A 23,581-nucleotide genomic window follows, 5' to 3' on the forward strand; every position below is an offset into this window, starting at 1 on the left:
TTATATTATTCAGCAATAGCCTGATTGGCTGTAATTGCTGCAAGACTCACAATATCACTAACCGAACACCCGCGCGAAAGATCATTAATGGGGGCAGCCATTCCCTGCAGAACCGGACCAATTGCTTCGGCATGAGCCAAACGTTGAACGAGCTTATAGGCAATATTTCCGGTTTCCAGTGACGGAAAAATAAAGACATTGGCATGACCGGCAATTTCACTGTCGGGTGCTTTTTTCTTGGCAATCTCAGGTATGATGGCCGCATCCACCTGTAACTCTCCGTCAATTTTTAATGTTGGATCTTTTTCTCTGGCAATTTCGGTGGCTTTCACAACCTTATCCACCATTTCATGTTTTGCGCTTCCTTTGGTAGAGAAACTCAACATGGCCACACGAGGTTCAATCCCCAACAAACTACGGGTGGTTTGTCCTGTTGACACTGCAATCTCGGCCAACTCTTCTGTAGTCGGATAAGGATGAACCGCCCCATCAGCAAAAACGATAATACCATCCTCACCAAACTCTTTATCTTTGAGCACCATAATAAATGCTCCGGAAACAACACTGATTCCAGGCTTGGTTTTTACAATCTGAAAAGCAGGACGCAATACATCTCCGGTGGCATTGTCTGCTCCGGCAACCTCGCCGTCAGCATCACCATTTTTTATCATCAAAACCGACAGATATAACGGGTTTTCAACCAGCTCTGAAGCCTGCTCCCTGGTAAGTCCTTTTTTCTTTCTCAAATCATAAAGAAGATCGGTATATTCCTCTTTCTTATCGTGATTTTTGGGATCAACAATGGTAGCTTTGGAAATATTTTTCAAAACGTGCCTGCGGGTCTCTTCTGCAATAGCTTCCGGATTACCGATAAGAATCACATCTGCAAACCCTTCTTCAAGTATAACATCAGCAGCCTTCAGGGTTCTTTCCTCCAAGCCTTCGGGCAAAACGATTCGTTTTTTATTTTTAGCAGCACGCTCTTTTATTTGATCAACAAAATCCATAGTTATTTAGTATTTTTTATTTATGCAAAATTAGTGGATTTGCACCGATTTCACCTGCTTTTTATCATTATTTAAGATGTTTCACAACAAACTGCAAACAACCTGATGCGAAACAACCATCCGAACAGGGCAAACGCATTAAAAATTGAGTAGTTTCAACAGATAGTCATTGTCCCATCCGGCTTTTAGTCGTTTGCCCTTAACACTTCGTTTAGTCGTTTTTTCATTTTTTACGATGTTTAGAGCCATTCGCAATATGACAGAATAGTTTTCTGCGGCATTTCTATCTCTTTTTCTGCTCTTATCTTCCCCGAATGAAACATCAAGTTGCCAATGAAGTTGGTTCTCAATGCTCCAGTGAGATCGTATCGCAGCGCCAATCTCTTCAGGGGTTAGTTTACAACTCGTGATATAGTACCTTGTCTCTTGCTGGGTTTCCTTTGAAGCCTTTAGAAACCGAGTGCTATCTATTTTAACTAATCTGCTAACGTTTTGCCATTTCCCCGTATTGGACAATAAGCTTAAGTCATCTGTTATTGTGCAAACACGTGTCTCTACTCTTCCATGACCAGCATCTACGGCCTCATGAACAGCCATTTTATCTCTTGGCGAGAAGCGGAATGTATCGACAATTTCAGTATGGAGTTCTTTCTGATTGTCTTTAACAGCCAAGATGTAATCTGCCCCCTTTCCGATAATTTTTTGGGCTATTTTTGTCTGGCACCCCATAGCGTCAATGGTAACAATGCATCCTTCGATATCAAGGACTTTAAGAAGTTCTGGTATCGCTGTGATTTCATTCGACTTTTGATTTGTCTTGACTTGCCCAAGAGCCAGTCCGTTTGCAGCAGCAAAAGCCCCTACCATGTGAATCGCCGACTTATTCCCTTGTTTACGCGAGCCTCTTACAGCTTTACCATCAATTGCAATCACTCCTGTGTTTTTATTACAAATCTCTTTTACCCAGCTAATAAAATTAGCTTCAAAAACATCTGGACTCAAAACGGCAAAAAATCGATTGAAAGTATCAGGTGAGGGAATACCGTTCTTCAACGACAATGTTTGTTTGAGAAAATCTTCCTTAGAGCGTCCAAACTGGCAGATGTCTTCCCATGTATCAGCTCCGCAAATAACAGCGGCCAGAGTGATGTAAACAATATCTTCGGCCAAGTGCAGTTTTTTCCTGTCCATTCTATGTTCTGGTAATGATCTTGCAAAGTTGAGTAATTTATTTTCCATTTAAAATATATCTGTCTGGTTATTAGACAAATATACTGTAATTTTATCCAGAAAAACAAGGATAAAAGTCTGATTCACAGGTATTTATATCTATTTTTAGAAAATAATTTTAATGCGTTTGCCCTGACCATCCGAACTATCCTATTGGAAGTTACACTTTTTTTGATTATAAAACAACTACCTCAAAAAGGGTAAACCTCCTTACCGAAAAAACCAATATATCCACCATTGTTTGTTAACTTTGCAAAAAAAGATACAGAGTCTATGAGCGGTTATCCTCCCCTGGCAGAAAGAATGCGGCCACAAAATCTGGAACATTACATTGGACAAAAGCACCTGGTAGGCGAAGGCGCAGTCCTTTACCAGATGGTTTCGTCCGGACGCATATCCAGCATTATTCTGTGGGGACCTCCGGGAGTGGGAAAAACTACCCTGGCACGAATCATTGCCAATCAACTGGAACGCCCGTTTTATACACTATCTGCCGTCAACTCGGGTGTCAAAGATGTACGGGAAGCCATTGAAAAAGCAAGGAAAGCGAGGTTTTTCAACTCTGCCTCTCCCATTCTTTTCATTGATGAGATTCACCGATTCAGCAAATCACAACAAGACAGCCTTTTAGGTGCTGTAGAAGAAGGAGTTGTTACGCTAGTTGGTGCTACCACCGAAAATCCCTCTTTCGAGGTTATTTCTCCTCTTTTGTCCCGATGTCAGGTTTATGTGCTGAAGCCACTGGAGAACGAGGACCTGATGGTGCTTTTCCACCGGATATTTTCGGAAGATGTAGTTCTGAAACATCGCCCGGTAAAACTTAAAGAAGAAGAGGCTTTATTCCGGTTTGCCGGAGGTGATGCACGGAAATTCCTGAATATCATAGAGCTCATCACCAACGCTTTTAATGAAGACGAAGAAATTGTTATCACCAATGAAAATATAACCAGGCAACTTCAGCAAAACCCTGCCCAATACGATAAAAACGGGGAGATGCATTACGACATTATCTCGGCTTTTATCAAGTCAATTCGCGGAAGCGACCCCGATGCTGCAGTCTATTGGCTTGCCAGAATGGTTGAAGGAGGTGAAGACCCCAAATTCATAGCCCGCCGACTCATCATTTCTGCATCAGAAGATGTTGGGTTGGCCAATCCCAATGCATTATTGCTGGCTACCAACGCTTTTGAAGCCATAAAAATGGTGGGATGGCCCGAAGCAAGAATTATTCTCAGTGAGGTAACCATTTACCTGGCTACCAGCCCCAAAAGCAACTCTGCCTATATGGCCATCAATCAGGCTCAGGAGGTGGTTCGAAACACAGGCAACCTGCCGGTCCCGCTGCATCTGAGAAATGCCCCCACCAAGCTCATGAAAAAGATGGATTACGGAAAACAATATAAGTATCCGCACAGTTATGAAAACAATTTCATTGCCCAGGATTATTTACCTGATCAATTAAAAAACACCAACCTGTTTACCCCGCAAAACAATCCTCAGGAAAGCAAAATAGAAGAAAGAATGAATAAGTTGTGGGGGAAAAAATAGCTCGTAGCTGGTAGATTCCACATGATCACAATGACAATGATTAAAGTCTTTTAGCCAAGACCCGTTCATTGCAAGTGGATGCCTCAATTATATTTTGAGGCATAATGGGAATATGACAGATCTGGAAGGGGCCAATTTGAATCGAAGATCGACGATAGTCAATAACCTTGGGTGGGTAACCCGGGGCTGGCATAACAAATGAACCAGGTCCCTGGAAAGGGCCGATTATTTATCATCTGATTTTTTTGCTTATTGCATAAATCTATCATTGGTAACGTAGTGAAACAATCTCAATTTATTAACCGGACACCAATGATTCATAAATCAGACTAAACGTATTAACGATTTTAGTTGGATGTAGTATCTTTACGAGCTAAATAAGACCGATAAAAGAAACATCATGAACATAAAAGAGATTCCCGGAATTAAACATACCGATAGCGGACAGTTTTTCTTACTGGCTGGCCCATGTGCCATAGAAAGTGAAGATATGGCCCTCAAAATTGCAGAAAAAGCAGTAAAAATTACGGATAACCTCAAAATCCCTTACGTTTTTAAAGGATCTTACAGGAAAGCCAATCGTTCACGGATAGACTCCTTCACAGGCATTGGCGATGAAAAAGCACTGAAAATACTCAGAAAAGTTTCCGAAACATTTGATATTCCTACCATTACAGATTTCCATTCAGCTGCTGAAGCTCAAATGGCTGCTGAATATGTGGATATTCTTCAGGTTCCTGCTTTTTTATGTCGTCAGACCGACATTCTGGTGGCAGCAGCCAAAACCGGCAAGGTAGTCAGCATAAAAAAAGGACAGTTTCTGGCTCCTGAAGCAATGATATTTGCCATTGATAAGGTCAGGGACAGTGGTAACAATAAGGTAATGGTAACAGACCGGGGAACAACCTTCGGATACCAGGATCTCATCGTGGACTACCGGGGAATTCCCACCATGAAAAAAATGGATGTTCCGGTAGTTCTGGATATAACGCATTCCCTGCAGCAACCCAATCAGTCAACCGGCGTCACCGGAGGAAAGCCTGAGTTAATAGAGACAATAGCCAAAGCTGGAATTGCCGTTGGGGCTGATGGTCTTTTTCTGGAAACACACTTCGACCCTGCCAATGCAAAAAGCGACGGAGCCAATATGCTGCATTTAGACCATCTGAGTGCATTACTTGAAAAACTGACGGCTATAAGATCGGTGGTTAAAGGATTTTGAATTGAGTGATCGATAAAAAAAAACTCAATGTGCATAATACATTAGGTGCGGCGGATTCCAATCCGCCGTTTTGTATTCAATGGCGGATTGGCGCTCAGCTTTGCTGCTTTGCTTGCCAAAGAATCCGCCACACCTGGAATCGCATGTATGCATTTGGAAATCCACGTGGTAATCAGGCAAAAGAACAGGCATCCGTCTCTACTGCCTACTAACTAGTTTCTGTCCATAAAGCACCACTTACATCGTTACGCTTGCCGCCAAAATACTCATTTACGATTAGTAAACTCCGTTTTTGGCGGATTCACAAGCCTGGCAATCGGCACTTTCTGACCAGAAACAGCTCTAAAAACAGAATTTGCTTAATTTATGGACAGCCACTAACTATTCTCCTCTACGAACTAATTTTTCTTGTAATATTTCTTTGCTTCCGGCAGGAACTCCCTCAGTTTACGAATCCGGGTCTCATCCGAGGGGTGAGTACTCAGAAACTCAGGCGGTTTTTGTCCTCCCTGGGCCGCCATTCTTTGCCAAAAATCAACAGCCTCCTCAGGATTGTAACCGGCCATGGCCATAAAAATAAGCCCTAATTGATCGGCCTCCGACTCATGAAGCCTGGAATAAGGCAATGAAAATGCAACCTGACTTCCTACACCGTAGGCTGCCATAAAAATACTCTTGGTCTGTTCAGGTTTTTCATCAATTGCAATGGAGAGAACAGTTCCCCCCAGTTGAACTCCCATTTGCTGACTCATGCGTTCATTTCCGTGACGTGCCACAGCATGAGCAATTTCGTGCCCCATGACCACCGCCAGACCGGTTTCGGTTTTGGTGATTGGCAAAATGCCGGAATAAACCACAACCTTACCGCCCGGCATACACCAGGCATTAGGTGTTTCATCCTCCACGAGATTAAATTCCCAGGCAAAATCTTCAATTCTGTCTTTCAAACCATGATTAGAAAAATATTCTTCTACAGCTGCTGCAATTCTGCCTCCTACCCGCTTAACCAATTCTGTTTGTGCTTTATCATCAGAAACCTTATTGGTCTGTAAAAATTCCTCATATTGAGTCAAACTCATTGCCAGCATTTCTGATTCGGGGAGTGCATTAAGTTGCTTTCTACCGGTAATTGGCACTGTAGAACAAGAATACCCCCAAAAAGTAAACAAAACAGCAAATACGGCTATTTTAAATGATTTTTTCATCCGTTTAAAATTTTGTAATCATTTGATAAAGAACTAATTAAAAATTTGAGAACGAATGGAACCGCTTCGCTCTCGCATAATATCCTTTTAAACATATTCTCTTGTGATATTTATATTAAAAAAATATCATGCTCGTTTCATTAGGATAAAATTTAATTATTAAGGTCTAATGTAACTTGCAGGAAACAACTAACATATAATAGTCTTATGGTCCGGTTGCCATGCTCATTTCATCCGTATAAAATTTATTTTTCAAAGTCGGATGGAACTCGCATGCAAGAACTTATACATATTCTTTTGAGGCAATCATTGCCATGCTCGTTTCATCATGACTGATCTGCTTTATAGTCAAAACAATTTAGTTCCGCCGGCTGCTAATCTGCCATTTATAACAAATATTAGGCTTTCTAATTTAAAACACAAGAGGAAAAACACCTTAAATCTAAATTAGTTCAGATCTTTAAGAAGTAGATTCTGAGGAGATTGTTTTAGCATCTGATCGAAAGTATCTACTTTCTCCTTGATAATGCCAACCGATTCTGAACGACCAATAATAGTTTCCGAATAACCAGTGTTCTCCAATCGCTGAAGAACGCCAACAAGATCCATCTTATTTATGTCATAAGCTGGTAAAAGAACTGTATCGTCCTTGCTGTCTCCTTCTACTTCAACCAAAATACCGGCTTCAAAAAGCTTATATACAAGATCTTTAACGAGTCGGACCGGCAAACGCAAATACTCGGCTAGATGACTGACAGAATGCAATTTTTCACCTCTGTCAAAAGCCTTAACGACTGTTTGAACAATTAAAAGGGAAACCAACTTATGGGTATAGTTGCTCATATTCCTGGTATCTACCTCAAATTCAAAACTTTTTTCATTCTGAAAGGCAAAAGATAGTTCGGCACCAAAAAGAACAATCATCCAACTGGTCTGCATCCAGACAAGAAACAGTGGAAGCGCAGCGAAGCTACCATAAATGGCATTGTATTTTGAAACCCCTACCTGAAAATAGATGTATCCATACTGAACCCCCAAAAATAAAGAACCAGCTATAATTCCACCGAAAATAGCAGATCCTGCTGTTACCTTTGTATTAGGCATAATCATAAACAAAAGAGAGAAAACCAGCCAGATCATAAGATAAGGGGCTACCCAGAGCAAAAAGTTACTGGCGTAACTTACCATCTCGATATCACGAAGACTATTGGCAACAAAAACCACTAACCCGCTGGAAGTACCTAATAGCAGAATAGCAATCATCATCAAGGACACATAATCACTGAATTTACGGATAAATGGCCGTGATTTTTTTACATCCCAGATGTCGTTGAAAGATTCCTCAATGCCGTTCATCAACCGCATGACAGCAAAAAGAACAACTACCAAACTGATTCCGGCAATCATACCGCCTTTGGTATTATCAAGGTATTCGAGCGCAAAATCCTGAATCCATTTCACCACCTCTTCATGCCCCACCAATCTCTTTTGCAATTCTTCTTCAAGGGCTTCCCTGAATCCAAACCCTTTAGCAATACCAAAGGCCATGGCAGCTATTGGAACAACCGAAAGTAAGGAGAAAAAAGTAAGCGCAGATGCTTTTATCTGGCATTGATCGATAATAAAGCGTCGAACTGCGAGTGAGAATATCCGCAACCCCCTGATTAACCAAAATTGACGTTTTGAGGTGTCATCGCGCTGAATACGCCAGATATCCTCAAAAAGAAAGACTTTTATTTTATTGATGAGTCCGGCCATGATCAGAAGAAATAGAAGTTAGAGAATAGAAATTAGAGGTTAGAGCCTAAATAAATGAAAAAACAGCAAGCCTGTAAGCCGGATTCTGTATCCCCGAAGGGATCCTGTCATTGATCTAAGACAGCAGTCACCTGCAGTCTTTAGCAACCTACCCTTCGCGGCATCCACAAAGGGAACCGGAGCGAGCAACCCCGTACCGAAGGTACCGCGATATACATGGTCTTGCAACCCGAGGGGTGTACGGCTTCCAATGTTGCCATCGAAACCGGTAGGCTCTTACCCCACCTTTTCACCCTTACCCTGAGGCGGTTATTTTCTGTTACACCTGCATGACCTTACGACCATCTTCCCGTTAAGAAGCTCGGAGCTCTGTGTTGTCCGGACTTTCCTCCTGCCCGGAGACAGGCGACAGGCCGGCTTGCTGTGTTTGCAAAGGTATGAATATTATTCTATTTGATAAGGTCTGTACTTTTCAACAGGAACCAAATGTGCCTGCGGGTAGCCCTGAGCTTTTATGCGCTCTAATTCGGTTACGGCCTCTTCACCCACATATTCTCCAACTGTATATCGGTATATCCGGTCCTTGGGATAAAATTCCATCACATCATCAACCCCTTCAAATTCGGAAACATAGACAGGGTATCGATAAGCGGCCAATTGCACGGTATAAACAGTATTCGCATCGGTCTTGACAGATGTACCTCCTTCATTGCCATAAAGATTGTAGTTTCTTATATCCACCACAAAACATTCGGAATAACCGGCAGCTTTAACTTTAGAAATATGTGTACGTGCTTCAGCTGCGGAAGAAAAAGCACCAACCGTGTATCTGACATACCCGTCGGCACACTCATATTCTTTGGCACGTTCAATGTTCTTAAAATAAGAAGGATCCTGAGGTGCCTTCTTTAGTGCCAGAATTTGTACAGCAAAATAGGGTGCTGATATCTCCTCTACCGGAACAATCTTCTTGGTTGTCCTAAGCTTGGCTAATTTATCAGCTCCTGCTTCAAACATCAGCGATTGCATTAAAATAATCGCACCTACAAGAGAATATCTTAGTATTTTCATCATCGCTATCAATTCTATTAATTCAGTTCAGGGTTACGCTATTATTCTAACATTTTCCATACAACAACCTCTATCCTTCTATTGGCAAGGTGCTCACTTTCGTCGCACAATTTACCGCGTTTACATTTATTTATCAAATAACGTTCTCCGTAACCGCGAGGAATCAAATTCCGGTCATCAATGCCTTTCTCCATCATTATTTGCTCGGCTTTTTCAGCCACTTTTTGTGAAGTAAGAAGATTGTTGTATTTATTTCCACGTGCTTCGGTATGCGCATTGAGTTTTACGACAGCGCGGGGATTGTTTTTCAAATAAACCGCCAACTGGTCTAATACTTTCTGCCCTTCAGGGGTGATATTTTCTCCGCGGTAAGGGATTACCATTGTCCCGATATCATCCAGTTCAGCATCATCAAAAATTGGTGTCAGTTCTATGCCGTTCCGTGCAATATCTTCCAACTCCATAATATCAACAAGCATATTACGGCTGTTGTATTCATCACCTTTGGAGACAGTAATATCAAATGATTGGTTTTCCTTCCGGTATTCATCAGGTATGATCAAATGAATTTTCCCGTTGCGATCGGTGGCCCCACGAACAACCACTGCATCAGAAGCATTATCTCTGACAACAACAAGGGCATCCGGAATTTCGGTACCATTAAAAGTACTGTTTACAGAAGTACTGAAGGCATCGGGAAAAGCGGACAAATCGACTTCAGGCTCCGGTTGAGGTTCAGGAATCACCTCCACAACAGGTTCCGGTTCCGGCTCGGGTTCTGGTGTCGTTTCAGCCTGATCGACAATTAATTCGGCTTCATCGTAAATAATTCCACCCATGGGAACAATCTCTTCCTCTGCCTCTTCAGTTTCGTCTTCCTCTCCTCTTGGTTCCACATAAAAAATCGCATCTGTAGCTCCACTACCCAGTCGGTTGGATGAAAGAAATCCCTGCTGCGGATCATTCGGGTCAATTACATAACCGAAATCATCTTTATTGGAGTTAAACGGCTTCATCAGGTTGATCGGGTTAACCCAGGTAGTACCGCCCTGATGTTCAGTCTCAAAAATATCCAGCCCTCCAAAACCGAGGTGTCCGTTACTGGCAAAATACATTTTGTAATCTTTACTCACGAAAGGAAAACGCTCATCACCAAAAGTGTTTATGGTAGCTCCCAGGTTTCGTACCTGACCAAAACGGCCGTTACCGCGGCGTTCAGCAATGTATAAGTCAGTTCCGCCATGACCTCCGCTCATATTGGAAGCAAAAATCAAATACTTATCATCAGGTGTAACAGCAGGGTAAGCACAATCATACTTATCACTGTTAATGCTCAACTCCTCTTCATTACCCCATTCACCATTCTCGAAAGTAACTCTGAAAATTTTTATCCGACTGTCTCCTCCCCTAACCCGGACACTCTTAGTATAGTACATGGTTTCTTCATCGGAGGTAAAAGCAATGGCACCAACATGATAGTCAAAAACCAGGTTTTCTGAAAACAAACCGGCTTCCTGAATTTCACCATCTTCAATAGGCGAATAATAAAGGTTCAAAAAGGCTCTTCCATACCGATCCAGTTCATCAGCATCACCTGACGATGATGAATAAACAACACCATCTTTGTAATATTGAATTCCAAAAGATTGCCCATAAGTGGCCAAATCAGACGGGTTTACATAGTAATCGGTACGCAATGCCTCATTCTCAATGGCAAACTCACATGATCGAATCAACTCCTGAATCTGAGCCGAATTGCCAATTCCCTGATCCAAACAACGATTGTAAAGTTCAATAGCTCCCTGATAGAAACCAAAACGGTGGGTGGTTTTTGCATAGGTAAACAAATCCTGTCCTTTAAGTTGCGGTTCAAGCTCCATAAAAAGGTTAAAAGCATCATCGATGTTATTGAGCTCAAAATAGCAATTGGCAATGCGGATTTGGGTCTGTACACTCAAATCTTCACCGGCATCACGTGCCTCTTCAAACAACTCAAGGGCTTTAAACCATTCACCATCTTCATAAAAACTGTTACCACGCCTTACCTCCCGGCTTTGACCCTGGACTATTGCAGAAGTCAGGATAAAAAGTAGCAGTAGTGAAAAAACTTTATTTAGTTTCATATGACAAAGATTTCAGTAGAGAAGCACTCATTAAAAATATCTGATGGAACGCATTCCGGGTCTCTTGCTAAATGAAAAATCGAACTGAAGACTTATTTCGTGCGTTCCGTAATTGTTAAACTGATTTAGTTTGCTGATTGGGTAATCGAATGAATAACGTACAGTAAACTGATCATTAATAATGTATTCTCCTAAAAATACAACATCTGAAATGGTACGATAGGATAATCCCAGCCAAAAACGATCCATAAACATCACATTGGCAGAAACGTCAAACTGTATGGGGGCACCATACACCTGTTTCATCAAAAGAGTTGGCTTTATCCTGACATCCTCTAATTCAAAAACATAACCACCATATAAATAGGTATGCATGTTTTTAGGATCCAACTGATTCTTGAATTTATTAGCTTCGTAATCAAATTGATTACTAAAAAATTTAGGAATAGAGAATCCGACAAAATAAGTATCTGAAAAGAAATACGCACCAAACCCAAAGTTCAAGGCAAATTTACTCTCTTTACTATAAAAAACAGGATCGCCATATTCCTCAACCACAGCCTTTGTCCCATCATATACCAACGAACTCACCCCGGCCTGCAATCCAAAAGAGATAAACCGGTCACGCCTGTCAAGCTGAAGCTTATAAGAAACAGCTCCAAAAGCATCAAATGTATTGCTGAAACCAATATTGTCATTTACCAATACAAGTCCTACACCTAAGTTAGTATCCTCAATAGGACCATGTACATTCAAAGCCTGGTTCATGGGTGCACCTTCGAACCCCAGCCACTGATTCCGGTGAATAAGCAAACCACTGATAATATCACGGGTACCATTATATGCAGGGTTCAAAAGCCCCTGGTTGGCAATATAATGGTTGAATTGGTATTGATCCTGTGCCCGAACGGTCAACACCGTTAACACAAGAAAAGCCAATATAAATATTTTCTTTATCATAAGAGTCGGGTTTTGTTAAGGGATGCTCTCCTCTTACAAAAGAGCATCCCAAAATCAAATTATCGTCTTAATTCTATAAATCCGTTGTATTCTTTTTTCTTTCCATCAACATATACACTATAGATATAAAAATAAACTCCATTCGGTAATTCTTCACCTATAGAAACCATATTTGAAACATTTGAGGTCCCATCCCATTCTCCACTATACTTTTTGTCTTTAGACTCAAAAACAAGATTACCCCATCTATTGAATACTGTCAATATTGATCTGTTTACAGCCTCTGTACCACTAATCACAAAATAATCATTAGCTCCATCATCATTAGGCGAAAAAGCGTTAGGGATAAGAACTTCATCATCATTAGGTAATTTTTCATCACTAATAATAACAGTAACAATCCCGGTATCTGCCTTTTCATAAACAGGTTTATTATCAGAATCCAAAAACATACATTGCTCTATTGCAATGGAATATTTTACAAAATCTTTTCCTTTAAAACCAGGCAAATGATTCAAATAAATAAGGTCACGACCAACTCCACCATAAGATTCGATCAAACGTGTTTCAACATCCATATATCCATTCTCATAAGTAAATGAATCAACTACTGGATGTTCAATCTCATAAACAAACTGATCTAACGTTAACCTTGGATCCAAATAAGCATTATCTGTAAGACTAATAGTATCACTTATATTTGACCCATCAATACGCAAGAATAAATCACGAACATTAACTTCTTCAAATTCAGAAACCTTTACTTCCTGATCAGGATCAACAGCCTGACAACCTGGGTTATATGCAATAATCCGATAATTACCAGCATTTTCAACATCCCATGAAGGATATTCAGGGCCACCATTATAAGTTTTATGCTCTAGTACAGACATAAATTCATCCGAACCAGCTAATTGTTTATATTCCAATCTATAGCTATAATACTTTTCAGCATTATCTAATTGTATTGTGAGTGGTTGACCTTCATAACACTGACCACCACCGTTTTGCACAGAAAAAGATTGATTAGAAGGTCTTTCCCAGACAGATGTTACAGCAGGAGCCCCATCATTCATCATAACAGCCGGTTGTCCCTCTTTACTAGCTTCCACATAATAACTTATTTCCCAATCATAATATATTTCATCTATGTAATCAGGTGCAAAACTAAAACCCATACCATTTCCCGTTCTATCCGATCCGACAACTAACACTGGCTCAGTCTCTCCAATAGAACGCCATAACCTATATGTAACGCCACTATCGGAGCCGGTTAGTTGAACTGTAACGGCAGTTGGGTCATCTTCACAGAAATTTCGGGGAACAATAACATCATAATCTGAAATTCCCTCTTCTAGAACGGTACTACTTCCCATAAATGTCATTTCACATCCCCAACCATCGAAAAGAGCATACACTTCATATACTCCTGGAAGAACAACAGGATCAAAATTCACAGCCTCTCCATCCGTTCCTGGTACAGCATCAATAACATCAGTAGAACCCTCAAGATAAAGCCTATATGTTACATTAGTCTGTGAATTCTCTAATCCTATGACAACACCACCATCAGATGGATTGATCATTATTTCTTCAGGTGTCACCTCATAAACATTAGGTTCTGGCCGTTGAAAAACAGAAACAAATTCTATAACCTCCATTGGCACTTCACAACCAGAATCAATATCTTTAGCAACTAGTCCATAGGAAACAGGAGTATCCTCTCCTACCTTCGGTTCAAAGTACCAATCCTCAGGAGAATCACTACTAAACACAGCACCGTATCGGTTACCCTCTTCATCAATAAGACGATAAACATAATTACCTTCTGTATCAACATTATTTATACTCAAGATAACCCGATCATCATTATGACAATAGAAAAACTCATCTTGCGCAAAGGAAGGCATGGTTATATCATCTGCAAACTCCAAATCTATCCTACTAGAATAATCAATATCACAACCCTCAACAGCAACATAATAAGAACCAGCATCAGTGACAGTCCAAATCAAAGAATCTCCGTTCTCGGATAGTTCAGCATCAGCCTGTGACAAATATGAAACATACTCAGAAGACACAATTGAATAACTCCAACCTAGTGTTTGATCATCTTCACTGATATCATATTTTATATATGCTGTTTCTCCTGGACAAACAAGCCGTGTGTAATCCGGGACAGTAACAACAGGAATGGCTCCCTCAACGACTGTAATAGTTACGCCTTCACTCATACATCCACCATCCCAGGAAGCTGAAACAGTGTATTCTCCAGTCTCTAAAATATAGAGAGGGTTAACCAATTCACCACCTTCTACTTCTGATTCAGACACCAACTCACCTGTCGAATCATAAAGATGATAAGTAGCATCCTCCTGGACTGAATTAAACTCTACCTCTTTGTAGGATTCCCCACACATTGAAATACTTTCAGTAACATCAGGCACTTCAGGTTCTTCATCTGAATAAGATACTTCAACACTGTCTTTCATACTGGAAGTACAACCCTTATCGCTGATGGCCATTACTGAATAAGTTGTGCCAATATTGTCAACAGAATCAAAATACAAGGGCTCTCCATCACCTGTTCCAACCTTTTCTTTCTCCAAATGAACTCCAAATTCTGTATGCTTCTGAAGTCGGTAGATAATACCTTCCTGAGAATTTTCAATTCCTAGAACAGCACCTTCCTCATCCCCACAATACACACCTGAACCAACCATGTTGTAGGCAATGGGAAGCGGATTGACAATCAATTCGACCCTGTTAGCCATCTCAATATCACATGCCCCATCTATTGCAGAAAATGCATAAACATAATATTCTCCTTCATCAGACTCAAGATCAAAAGTAATATCACCGCCATCACCACCTCTGGTTTGCTTAATTTCATCGGCTACATCCAAGCCCTGCTCCAGGCACAAGGCATATTCAACCCCTACCTCTGAATCAAGTAGTCGAAATTCAATTCCGGCTTCACCATTACAAATGTCTCCTGATGTTGGATCCAGTACTTGCAGTTTAATGGCTCCTGCAATATTCACAAAAATTTCATCGGACAACCTACTTTCACAACCGGTTATCTGGTTAGTAGCAATCACCACAAATGTGGTATTACTGGCTATAATTGGATCAAATTCAATAGGATCACCTCCCGAATGAAGAGGACCACCACTATGATATTCTATTAGATTTCCACCTTCTTCAATATATAACTGATATTCTACATTTTCTTGTGGATAGTCAATAATAATAATAGCAGGTTCACTGCAATCGCCTTCCCCACCTTCTGATCTGACATCTACATCATCAGGTAACGGTTGTTCTATAACCTCAACTGAATTATCTAATTGAACAGAACATCCTGTTTCAATAATATTGGCATGGAAAACATATACTCCCTCATCCAAAACATTAAAAGCTAACTCTCCTCCATTACCAGTTTGAACTTCAGTACCAACCTCTGACGTAGTGGTATTTTCCCAATAATATTGAACTCCACTTTGAGAACTTACAATACCAATAGTGGCAATTCCGTAAGTTCCACATTTTTCTCCAAACAAATCAACATCAAGAGTTTGGTCAGGCAATGCATCCTCTACAACTTCAACAACATCAGTTTCAGAGCTACAACCAATACCTCCGCCAGCAGTAACGCGAACAAAGTATTCTCCAGGAACGGTTATATCCTCGTAGGTAATACCTGTTCCGCTATTGTCACCTGTATAAGTGCTGACAACACCTTCAGGACCAACTAATTCGTAGGTATAGTTTTCAATCTGTACAACGTCCTGATAAATATCAACACCTTCAGATCCTTCACAGAAGTGGAAATTATTCGTATTTACATCAGTAAGGATGCCTTCATCAGGAGCAGCAACCATATCAACAGTAACATCGTTGTTCATAGCATATAAACAACCACCTGCACTGGTTACAGATACTCTGTAAATTCCTTCTTCTGTATAATTTCCGAATGAAAGAGGATTGCCATCACCTGTAAACGTCCCAAGTGACATACCATCTCGGAAAAGTTCGTATTCTATTCCGGTTTCTGACCCGGATAAGATTAATTCCACTCCATCAGCATCCCCCTCACAATATTGTCCGTTGTTTTCTCCATTCAGATCAAAAATAACAACTTCATCTCCTTCTATTATAAAAGAACCCAATATATCTGTGGTACATCCAAACTCATTCTGAGCAACAATAGTATATTCACCAACATAGGAATAGGTATCATCAAATATAAACTCACTAACAACACCACTTCCACTCTTCACCTCAAGAACCTGGGTACCATTCAATATCAGGTAGTAGTCAACCGATTGCCAACCATCATATAAGCCAATGGTATAACCTGTTCCGGCATTACAATTTGTTTCAGTAAGACCTCCGGCAGCAGAATTTCCATCTACCGACATGGTAAACTGATTGGGAACAGGGTTTTCGGTAATATCAAATGGGTCACTCAACTGGTCACCATCAGGCGTAAGAGCTGCCCAGAAAGCTTTTACTCTAAAAGTTGTGGGGGTACTGGTTCCTCCATTATCGTCCAACACATTACTCCAGGAAACACTATTGGTTCCGTCATATACAATCTGATTATATCCACTGACGGCAGTACCATCATCATAAACCATTTCATAAGTAACATCCTGTTGAGGATTTGTAACATTTACGGTAGCTCCGGCAGCTCCGGCACAATACTCTTCGTCTGTAACAGATACAACGGGTTGTTCAACACTGTCAAAAACAGTCATCGTTACAGTTGAACTGTTAGTACATTGGATCGCACCATGATCTTCAGTAACAAAAACTGTTACCTCGTCCCCATCCTGAAGAGTTGCATCCTGATAAACATAATCTACGCCCGGTCCCTGAACTGTAGTCCCATTTACCTGGAACTCGTACGAAGTATAACCATCAACAGCAGTAAATGTAACCTCTGTTCCTTCAATAAAGAAAGCAGGATTGACATCAAGGGTGGCATCAGGCAACTCATAAACAGTAACATTCATAGAGGCAACAGGACTGGCACAACCATTACCGTTATCGTCAATGGCAACTACCTCATACAGACCATCGTTAATCCCGTTATCACCGGTGAACTGATAGGTTGCTGTAGAGACTCCATTTATTAACGTACCTTCATGATACCACACATATTCATAGTCGTCTGTATTGCTTCCACTTACGACTCCACCGTTTCCAAAAGCAGTTAAAGTGACCTGCGCACCATCACAAACCTCAGTAACAGAAGAAGCATCAAATGCGACTCCAGGTGCAGCGTCAACTGTCAGATAAACATTATCCTGAACACTCACACAACCATTGGCATCGGTAACGGTAACTGTATAAGTACCTTCATTGGCTGCAGAAACTGAACCAATAGAAAATATGGTTTCATCCTGTCCACTCAAAACCGTGGTGGCTCCACTTCCATCGTCAAATTCCCACACCACATTGTAAGGGGCAGTACCATTGGTAATGGTTGCAGTAATTTCATGATTTTGGGTTCCTTCACACACCGAGTAATCGGCCGGCAAGGAAACCACTGGCAATTCATTGACCACCACTTCGGTGGTGGCAGTTGCCTGGCAACCATTAACATTGGTCACGCGCAAAGTATATATTCCTGCATCTGAAGAGGCAATGTTCGTCAGATCATGATCCATGCTTGTCGCAATGGGTGCATCGGTAGTAAGGTCAGCACCTGGCGCAAACCACTCATAACTATCGAGACCTGCATCACCACCTTGAAGAGAAATTGTTTCACCAACACACTCAGGACCGGAATTGGCAGCCGTAGCATTAGGTAACGTATGAACAACAACAGTCTCATGAGCTGACTCACCGGAACATCCAACTCCGGAACTGGCTACAATATAAAATTCGTCACCATCGGTAAAACTATCAGATGGATAAGTAAAGGCTTCAGATGAATAGCCATCAGGAGACACCTTTATATGATCGGTTCCATCAAATATGTAAAAATCATAATTGGAATATCCGGCGGGATCAGCCACTACCGAAAGATCTTCACCAAAACAAACCTCATTATCTTCTCCGGCAGGATAATCAATGGCTACCGTAGGATTAGCAATCACTGTCATGGTAATGGGATCAGAATCATCTGAACATCCCAGCGCATTAAATGCAGTGACATAAATCTGGTCACCATCTTCCAATGTACTGGTGGTCCACTCGTTACCAGCGTCATATACCATCGTGGTTGTTCCTGCACTGGAATCAAAATGGTAAAACTCATAATTGTCACCACCTCCGGCTTCAAAAGTCACTGATGTACTTTCACAAATGGTAGTAGCTCCTGCAACGGGTGCTGTTACAGCAATAGTAGCAGTTACTTCAACAACCGTGACATCAATAGTCTGAGTTCCAACACAATTTCCATCATTAACAGAAACAGTATAAGCTCCACCATCCGTTAATGCCATCGGATCTACAACCACCTGAGCTCCAGTTTGTGTAGTTCCGTCAGGCAGTTCCCATGTGTAAGTGTATGCTCCTGTACCGCCACTACCTTGAGCGTCCAATGTCATTGAACTACCAAGACAAACATCAATGGCCGTTTCAGGATTGGTATTGTAAAGTATTTCTACCGAAGGGTTCTCATTTACTGTCAGAGTCATGTCATCGACTGCACTGATACATCCGTTGTTATCTTCAACCGTTGCACTGTAAGTAGCACCATTATTGGCTAGTTCGACATCGGTACCAGTTAATGTCAATTGATCAGAGGTACCACTCTGAATTTCTGTACCACCTCCGTCATACCAAATATAATTAACATAATTACCGCTTCCTCCGGACGGTGTGGCTGTTAATGTTACATCTTGTCCGTCACAAGTGGAAGCATCAGGTAAATTAACAATTGGAAGATCGTTTACAACAACTGTTGTTGAAGAAGTTACCGAATTACAACCATTGGCATCAGTGACAACTACATCATAATCACCGGCATTGGCTGTGGTAGCATTGGCAATAGATGGATTTTGTGCTGTACTGCTAAATCCATCAGGACCACTCCATGAATAAGTATAGAGAGCTGTTCCTCCGGATACAGTAACAGACAAATCTAGTGTACTTCCGGCACAAATGGGGCCATTATTTGAAATATTATCAATGACAGGATTTTCATTTATAACTACACTCACGGAACTGGTAGCAGAACCACAACCATTCGCATCTGTAACAACAACATCATAATCACCGTTATTAAGAAGCGTTACATTACTTATTGTTGGATTTTGATCAGTACTGGTAAATCCGTCAGGACCACTCCATGAATAAGTATAAGGTCCTGAACCTCCAATAGCGGTAACACTTAAGTTGAGAGTACCACCTTCGCATACAGGACTGTTACTGGAAATATCATCAATGGTGGGATTTTCATTTATAACAACTGTCGTTGTACCTGTTACGAAACAACCATTGCTATCTGTGATAGTGACATCATAAATCCCGGCATTCGCAACAGCAACATTTGTTACTGTCGGATTTTGATCTGTACTGGTAAATCCATCAGGACCACTCCATGAATAGCTATAGGGAGCTATGCCTCCTGAAACGGTTACACTCAGGTTTATATCAGCCCCCTCACAAACAGGACCATCATTACTGATATTATCAATTACAGGATCACTAACAACAACTGTAGTAGTCCCGGTTACCGAATTACAACCATTGGCATCAGTGACAACTACATCATAATCACCTGCATTGGCTGTGGTAGCATTGGCAATAGATGGATTTTGTGCTGTACTGATAAAACCATCAGGACCACTCCACGAATAAGTATAAGGAGCTGTTCCTCCGGATACAGTAACAGACAAATCTAATGTACTTCCTGCGCAAACAGGGCCATTATTTGAAATATTATCAATTACAGGATTTTCATTTATAACTACACTCACGGAACTGGTAGCAGAACCACAACCATTCGCATCTGTAACAACAACATCATAATCACCATTATTAAGAAGCGTTACATTACTTATTGTTGGATTCTGATCAGTGCTGGTAAATCCGTCAGGACCACTCCAGGAATAAGTATAAGGCCCTGAACCTCCAATCGCGGTAACACTTAAGTTGAGAGTACCACCTTCGCATACAGGACTGTTACTGGAAATATCATCAATGGTGGGATTTTCATTTATAACAACTGTCGTTGTACCTGTTACGAAACAACCATTGCTATCTGTGATAGTGACATTATAAATCCCGGCATTCGCAACAGCAACATTGGTTACTGTCGGATTTTGATCAGTACTGGTAAATCCATCAGGACCACTCCATGAATAGCTATAGGGAGCTATGCCTCCTGAAACGGCTACACTCAGGTTTATATCAGCCCCCTCACAAACAGGACCATCATTACTGATATTATCAATTACAGGATCACTAACCACAACTGTGGTAGTCCCGGTCACCGAATTACAACCATTGGCATCAGTGACAACTACATCATAATCACCTGCATTGGCTGTGGTAGCATTGGCAATAGATGGATTTTGTGCTGTACTGCTAAAACCATCAGGACCACTCCACGAATAAGTATAAGGAGCTGTCCCTCCAGATACAGTAACAGACAAATCTAATGTACCTCCTGCGCAAACAGGGCCATTATTTGAAATATTATCAATGACAGGATTTTCATTTATAACTACACTCACGGAACTTGTAGCAGAACCACAACCATTCGCATCGGTGACGACAACATCATAATCACCGCTATTGAGAAGCGTTACATTACTTATTGTTGGATTCTGATTAGTACTGGTAAATCCGTCAGGACCACTCCAGGAATAAGTATAAGGCCCTGAACCTCCAATAGCGGTAACACTTAAGTTGAGGGTACCACCTTCGCAGACAGGACTGTTACTGGAAATATCATCAATGGTGGGATTTTCATTTATTACAACAGTAGTAGTTTCTGTAACAGAAATACAACCGTTGGCATCAGTAACTTCTACCTCATAATCTCCGGCATTGGCAATAGTAACATTTGTTACTGTCGGATTTTGATCAGTACTGGTAAATCCATCAGGACCACTCCAGGAATAGCTATAAGGAGTAGTACCACCGGAAACTGTAACAGATAAATCAAGCGTTCCGTCAACACACAAAGGCCCATTATTTGAAATATTATCAATAACGGGTTCTTCGTCAATCGTAACAGTTACACTAGCTGTAGCATTACAATTAGTCGGATTATTAGTATCAACAATTTCAAGTTGGTAATCATAATCTCCCGGGGTTTCTAAAACAGTAGGATCCGAAACTGTAATGGTATGACCGGTAACACCACTGCCCAAACCGGGTCCGGTCCAATTATAAACATATCCGGAAGTTTCGGGAGCACTATCAAAAAGTTCGAAAGGTAACCCCTGACAAATAGGGTCACCTGCAGTTCCACTGGAGGGGCGATAATCTGGGGAAGCACTAGGATTGGGGTAAACAGACAGACCAGGCGTGCCGTTCATCTGAGTTTCACAATCGACATCATCGTCATCAACATGAGCAACAACATAATAAGAATAACTTCCAACAGGCAAAGATGATTCAATAAAGCTAATTGGATTACCTGTACCATTTCGACCTACAGTGTTTTGCTGAACCCCGTCACGATAAAGATAGTATAAATAACCAACCTCTGAACTTTCAAGTGTCAATGTTGCTGCCTCACCAAGACAAACGGCAGAATTATCAATATTTAAAGCAAACTGCTCAGGATCTTTCCTTACAATTGTATAATCAAAATCACCACCAAAAGTTCCTAAACCCCTTCTAAAACTATATTCAATTACCAAAAAACTATTAAATAACCCCTCTGCAGAAATTTCAGGAATATCTAATTCGACACCATTGTTTGGAGCCGAGCCAATAGGATTTAAAAGGTCATTCCGATATACTTCATTTCCTCCTCCATCATAATAATATAATTCCCAAACAACATAGTCATAATCCTCAGGAGCAGGTAAATTAGTGGGATTGACATATATTTCAGGAGAAGCAGAGGATTCGCAGTAAGCATTTGCTAAATCATCAATAATTCCCTCCTGTCCTCTGAGGATAGGTGGTACTTCCCTATCTTTTCCGCCACTTTCACGTCCCTGAGCAAACACCCCAGGCCCGGAAAAAGCAAACAATATGGTCAATAAAAAAACGAATGAAAGTAAAATTCTCTTCATGGCTTCTCGTTTAGGGTAATGCTTAGCTCAACTTCACGATGGCATTCTTCACTTAAATAGCAAAAATAATTTTATTCAACTATTCCTTATACTTTATGGCCAATTATTTATTAACAATTTGCAGGAAACCTCTTCCAAGTGAAGAATATTGCCCGGACATACTTAATATAAAAGACCAACTTTTCAACGATAAATTTTAAAATTCAACCGGCAAACTTAAACAAAAATTTCTAAAAATCAATTTGTTAAGAAAGCCTCAACACTCAATCTGTCTTTAATTCTTTCAAAATGAACACCATTAAAAAAATGTTAATTTAGAAAGTATATAAATTTCCTCAATTTTTGTACGTTATTGAGCCGTGTTTGTTTCAATACCCAGCAAAATAAAGGCCTTTCATTCAAAATTTTAAATCAAAAAAATACTTCAACAAACATTAATCTCTTAAAAGTTGTATTTTATCATTAAATGCAGGACGTTCGTCAATCCTATCTCAACTTAAAAGCTTGTTTAAAAGTTGCGGTTTTTCTTCCAAAGCCATTCTTGCAATTTTGATATAATCACTTAACCAATCCTGCAATGCCATCACTTTCTTCTTCTTTTTCCTGGTCATTTCCTTGGATAAGTTCTTGGCATGTTCGAATCGCGTATTGAGTTCCTCCAGTTTTTCCAGATCTTCAAGAATGTTATCCAGGTCACCCCTTTTCACTCCAAAACCCTTTAAAGCATCCAACCATGAAGTTTCTGCAATAAGGTTTTTACAAAACATATAAACCTGGCGATACCATTCATCAAATTGCTTCTCACGGGGCCCATTCAGCCCCAGTGTTTTGCCTGCGAATTCATTATCATCAAACACAATTCGCCCTAACTTAACGATTCTCATGTATCTTTTTTGCAAATTCTTATGCAAATCCCCTCTTTGCCTGTTTAACTCTTTTCGTCGTTCCTGTGCGGCTTCCTGCTCCTGGTCAATCTGACGCACTGCTTCAAGCAACTCCCTTCCCTGCTCCATCTCTTTCAAACCATATCCAAAAGAACTCATCGATGACACCAGACCCTGATCAGTTAAGCTCTGCCCAAGCACATCATCAACTTTATTTACAAAGTTTTCAAATGGTAATTTTGAATAATGCATATCTATTAAAAATAAAATAAGCCTAATTTATTTTTGCAATATCTAAATTATAAATTTAATTAACAAATTTTTTTTTCATTTGCTGAGATAAAAAATCAGCTTAAATT

At 40.6% G+C, this 23,581-nt stretch carries 11 protein-coding genes and 1 other RNA gene; 2 read left to right on the plus strand and 10 right to left on the minus strand.

All coding sequences use genetic code 11. From position 1 onward, the window contains the following. Positions 1-5: 5 nt before the first annotated feature. Both pta and BY457_RS16795 read right to left on the minus strand, forming a co-directional pair. Entirely contained in the window at positions 6-1,007 is a 1,002-nt protein-coding gene (pta, locus tag BY457_RS16790) for a phosphate acetyltransferase (protein ID WP_106154486.1), read from the minus strand. Between the two features lie 138 nt (positions 1,008-1,145). Then, entirely contained in the window at positions 1,146-2,246 is a 1,101-nt protein-coding gene (locus BY457_RS16795; protein WP_106154487.1) for an ISAs1 family transposase, read from the minus strand. Positions 2,247-2,510: 264 nt separating this feature from the next. Here BY457_RS16795 and BY457_RS16800 point away from each other — a divergent pair, with 264 nt between their 5' ends. Next, positions 2,511-3,785: a replication-associated recombination protein A gene (locus BY457_RS16800; RefSeq protein WP_106154488.1), complete on the plus strand. Its 1,275-nt coding sequence runs from the start codon at positions 2,511-2,513 to the stop codon at positions 3,783-3,785. A gap of 400 nt (positions 3,786-4,185) precedes the next feature. Continuing rightward, positions 4,186-5,007 carry a 3-deoxy-8-phosphooctulonate synthase gene (kdsA, locus tag BY457_RS16805; protein ID WP_106154489.1) on the plus strand — a complete coding sequence of 274 codons (822 nt, stop codon included), beginning with the start codon at positions 4,186-4,188 and terminating at the stop codon, positions 5,005-5,007. Positions 5,008-5,405: 398 nt separating this feature from the next. On the opposite strand, the gene BY457_RS16810 is transcribed toward kdsA, so the two are convergent. The 8 genes from BY457_RS16810 to BY457_RS16845 form a co-directional block, all read right to left on the minus strand. Then, positions 5,406-6,212: a M48 family metallopeptidase gene (locus BY457_RS16810; protein ID WP_106154490.1), complete on the minus strand. Its 807-nt coding sequence runs from the start codon at positions 6,210-6,212 to the stop codon at positions 5,406-5,408. 447 nt (positions 6,213-6,659) lie between these two features. Then, complete coding sequence (locus BY457_RS16815) at positions 6,660-7,970, minus strand: YihY/virulence factor BrkB family protein (RefSeq protein ID WP_106154491.1); 1,311 nt, start codon at positions 7,968-7,970, stop codon at positions 6,660-6,662. Positions 7,971-8,028: 58 nt separating this feature from the next. Beyond that, positions 8,029-8,395, minus strand: an RNA gene (gene rnpB, locus BY457_RS16820) — RNase P RNA component class A. Positions 8,396-8,414: 19 nt separating this feature from the next. Further along, on the minus strand, positions 8,415-9,044 hold the full coding sequence (locus BY457_RS16825; protein WP_106154492.1) for an SPOR domain-containing protein: 630 nt from the start codon (positions 9,042-9,044) through the stop codon (positions 8,415-8,417). A gap of 38 nt (positions 9,045-9,082) precedes the next feature. Then, complete coding sequence (locus tag BY457_RS16830) at positions 9,083-11,164, minus strand: OmpA family protein (protein ID WP_106154493.1); 2,082 nt, start codon at positions 11,162-11,164, stop codon at positions 9,083-9,085. 30 nt (positions 11,165-11,194) lie between these two features. Next, positions 11,195-12,124 (minus strand): PorP/SprF family type IX secretion system membrane protein, encoded by a 930-nt coding sequence (locus BY457_RS16835; protein ID WP_106154494.1) that lies wholly within the window; start codon positions 12,122-12,124, stop codon positions 11,195-11,197. A 59-nt stretch (positions 12,125-12,183) separates the two neighbouring features. Further along, positions 12,184-22,338: a T9SS type B sorting domain-containing protein gene (locus BY457_RS16840; protein WP_106154495.1), complete on the minus strand. Its 10,155-nt coding sequence runs from the start codon at positions 22,336-22,338 to the stop codon at positions 12,184-12,186. A gap of 491 nt (positions 22,339-22,829) precedes the next feature. Further along, positions 22,830-23,474 (minus strand): hypothetical protein, encoded by a 645-nt coding sequence (locus BY457_RS16845; RefSeq protein ID WP_106154496.1) that lies wholly within the window; start codon positions 23,472-23,474, stop codon positions 22,830-22,832. Positions 23,475-23,581: the final 107 nt, after the last annotated feature.

It is taken from the genome of Marinilabilia salmonicolor (assembly GCF_003003035.1).
GTDB lineage: Bacteria > Bacteroidota > Bacteroidia > Bacteroidales > Marinilabiliaceae > Marinilabilia > Marinilabilia salmonicolor_A.

Excerpts from the sequence above, each read along its gene's own strand:
- pta (WP_106154486.1), bottom strand. The coding sequence starts at position 1,007 with ATGGATTTTGTTGATCAAATAAAAGAGCGTGCTGCTAAAAATAAAAAA.
- BY457_RS16795 (WP_106154487.1), bottom strand. The coding sequence starts at position 2,246 with ATGGAAAATAAATTACTCAACTTTGCAAGATCATTACCAGAACATAGA.
- BY457_RS16800 (WP_106154488.1), top strand. The coding sequence starts at position 2,511 with ATGAGCGGTTATCCTCCCCTGGCAGAAAGAATGCGGCCACAAAATCTG.
- kdsA (WP_106154489.1), top strand. The coding sequence starts at position 4,186 with ATGAACATAAAAGAGATTCCCGGAATTAAACATACCGATAGCGGACAG.
- BY457_RS16810 (WP_106154490.1), bottom strand. The coding sequence starts at position 6,212 with ATGAAAAAATCATTTAAAATAGCCGTATTTGCTGTTTTGTTTACTTTT.
- BY457_RS16815 (WP_106154491.1), bottom strand. The coding sequence starts at position 7,970 with ATGGCCGGACTCATCAATAAAATAAAAGTCTTTCTTTTTGAGGATATC.
- BY457_RS16825 (WP_106154492.1), bottom strand. The coding sequence starts at position 9,044 with ATGATGAAAATACTAAGATATTCTCTTGTAGGTGCGATTATTTTAATG.
- BY457_RS16830 (WP_106154493.1), bottom strand. The coding sequence starts at position 11,164 with ATGAAACTAAATAAAGTTTTTTCACTACTGCTACTTTTTATCCTGACT.
- BY457_RS16835 (WP_106154494.1), bottom strand. The coding sequence starts at position 12,124 with ATGATAAAGAAAATATTTATATTGGCTTTTCTTGTGTTAACGGTGTTG.
- BY457_RS16840 (WP_106154495.1), bottom strand. The coding sequence starts at position 22,338 with ATGAAGAGAATTTTACTTTCATTCGTTTTTTTATTGACCATATTGTTT.
- BY457_RS16845 (WP_106154496.1), bottom strand. The coding sequence starts at position 23,474 with ATGCATTATTCAAAATTACCATTTGAAAACTTTGTAAATAAAGTTGAT.